The following is a 2,654-nucleotide window of genomic DNA, read 5'->3' as shown; positions in this document are numbered from 1 at the left end:
ACATAGGATAGTGCTAATAGTAAAAGTACCATCAAACCTTCTCCTACAGGAGTGTCATTGTATTCGGTCAACAATTCATCACCACCACCTTGGAGTAAATCGTTTTCATCGCCACCGCCGTCTTCAAATATCTGAGGCTTTACACCCGGACGCAAACTCTTCATTCCCGAAGCGGATACTGTAGGCATAACACTATTTATCTCTGCCGACTGATTAGTTCTTACCATTACGGCAAGAGAGGATGAAGTGGTTGAGGAGTAAACCAACTGCTCACGGTTCACACGCTGTTGACGGGATGCGGGCTGTTGTAACTCATATTTGTAAGAGATAGCTTCCTGACCGGATGTGGAAGAGGATACTGCTGACTGTGAACCATTTCGCTCAAATAAGGAGGAAGTGGACTGAAAACCTATGTTAGGCAGATTCTGCATTTGCTTGTCCGAACTATTGTTCTTCTTGTCGGTGGTATAAATGCTTTTTACAGGTTTTACTCCCGACAAAGGAGATGATGTTGAAGCACTTTCTTTGCCTGAACTAAAAAGGGAGTTCAATATGCTATTGAGTTGTAGACTGGTTTCTGAGCCTTTCGTGTTTGTTTGCTGAATGTTGTGCTGTATTTGTACTGACTTCTCTGACATAACCACGGGCACTTCTTTCCCTTTGCCAAATAGACAAACCGGAACGAAAAGGAGTAAGGCTAATCCGGCTGCTTTTAACGAGCGTTGGGATTGCTTGGGTATTATTATTGAATTGGTATTCTTCATAATCTTTTTTGTTGTTCCCTGATTGTGAATAAACAGGGGATGTAATTTCATTGTTGTTTATTTGCTTTTTTTATTGTTCTTACTTTTGCTCTATATAAGTTTTCATTGGGAATATGAAACTAACTTATGGGATTAAAAAGCAAATTTTAATGAGACTTTACGGGTGCCTTCGATGCGAACTACGTACACGCCGGGAATTAGGTCGGCAGCGGTAGTGTAAGAAGGATAATTGGTGATGATGTCTTCTTTTATAAGCATCCCTTTCATGTCATAAAGATACAAACGGGAATCCTTATCTGATTCTTGAAGCATCTTGATATGCAACTCGCCATTGTGATAGTAACCATACAGGTCGCTTAATTTTTGGGTGTCTACTTCTTTGAAGTAAACCATAAAGCGGTCGGGGTTATCTTCGGGACTTGAAACGAAAGTATAACTGTCCTGGCTACGAAGGTCTATCCACTGGTTGGTTTGTTCGTCATGCAGAAGCAGGGCTTCAGTATTCATGCTTTCGATGCGTGAGGCTTCCAATGTATAGCTCTGGGTTTGTGAACCGGGATGGAAACTGAGACGTACATTGGCCGTCTCGAAAGGTACGGCATTTGACAACAGGGATTCACCGCTTTGGGCTTTGGTGTATAAACGGAACACTCCGTCGCTATTGTTCTCTACTTTGGCCATGTCAAGCTCGTCAACCGACAGGCTGCTACCTTCGCGTAAACCGATAACGGTCTTGTCGTGAATGAAACCGGATGCTTCCGGGCTTACGGTAAGCAGCAGGTCGCTGTACGACGAAGTGCTTGCCAATGCTTTTGGATTAGCTGCGCTGGGCTTTTTGGTCGGAAGAACATTGCTGGTATGAGTTTGCAAGTCTTTACCCAGGCTAAAGTTGTCTGTAGAGGTGTTTTTATTGGATACGCGAACCATAAAGATGGCTTGGCTTGGGATTTCCGACAAGTCCACTACCTGAGGAGTAGCTGTATCGTCGATACTGAATAGGCTCCATGTGGTCTGCCCCGGAAAATAATAATATAGTTGTTTGGCAAATTTTATATTTTGGGCTGATTCTAATGCATCTACTAGTTTTTCTACATCTAACGGAGCTGTATAGGAATTACCTATGACCCAGTTACGGGTGGTTCCTGAATTGGACGGAGCGGATGTGAAAAGGGTTGATGCGGTGTAAAGGTTACCGCCATCACCAGCTGATACGCCGGTAAAGGGGGTACCATTAAAAACATACAAGTCTTTTGAGTATTCGCCTACTGATACATCGGCTGTCAATTGGTAGCCGGAAGTGTGATTGTAATCTGATGGGGTTTTTATGAAATATGGATTGCCGCCTACAAAGGTTTCATTGGCGTCTTTTACATAATGCTTTTTTAGAATAAAGCCGTTCTCATTCTCATTGGCATAAACATATTCGACGTGTTTGTCTGAAGCAAAGTCCATCTTGCGAACCCAGTTGCCGGCAAAGTAAACGCTTTTCAATGCGGTGTATGGGGAAGCAAAGGGGTATAGATAGCCTGCGGAAATTCCGCCATCGTGGTGTTCTACAATTACGGCGGAACCGGATACGGCATCTGCTCCGGTGATACGAAGGGAAGCACGGTCGGTAGCTGTGGCTTGGATTTGCAAGGCACCGCTTTTGGTACGGGTAACCTTCTTGGCATCCATTCCCATATTAGCAGGCAGGTAAACTTTTGCGGTTGCGGTTGCTATCTCTACTTCAGGGAAAGCAATGTAACTGGTTGAACGGTCGTAAGAATCACCTAAAGTGGTTGTGATCTGACGATTGTTTGAGGCGTTGTCTGCTGCGTCTACGAAACAAACCTTACCGCTTCCGTTACTCCAACCGTTAGCGTCAACGCTAAAAACGGGACTGGCCGA

Annotated in this window: 2 protein-coding genes; both read right to left on the bottom strand. The window is 44.2% G+C overall.

All coding sequences use genetic code 11. The annotated features are described in order from the left end of the window. A partial coding sequence (locus D0T49_RS12765) for a hypothetical protein (protein WP_163632296.1) occupies window positions 1-815 on the bottom strand: 815 nt, incomplete at its 3' end. A gap of 81 nt (window positions 816-896) precedes the next feature. Then, a partial coding sequence (locus D0T49_RS12760; protein WP_163632293.1) for a hypothetical protein occupies window positions 897-2,654 on the bottom strand: 1,758 nt, incomplete at its 5' end.

This window comes from Paludibacter sp. 221, from assembly GCF_010501035.1.
Classification (GTDB): Bacteria; Bacteroidota; Bacteroidia; order Bacteroidales; family Paludibacteraceae; genus QVMH01.
This window is presented reverse-complemented; position numbering and strand designations above follow the sequence as displayed.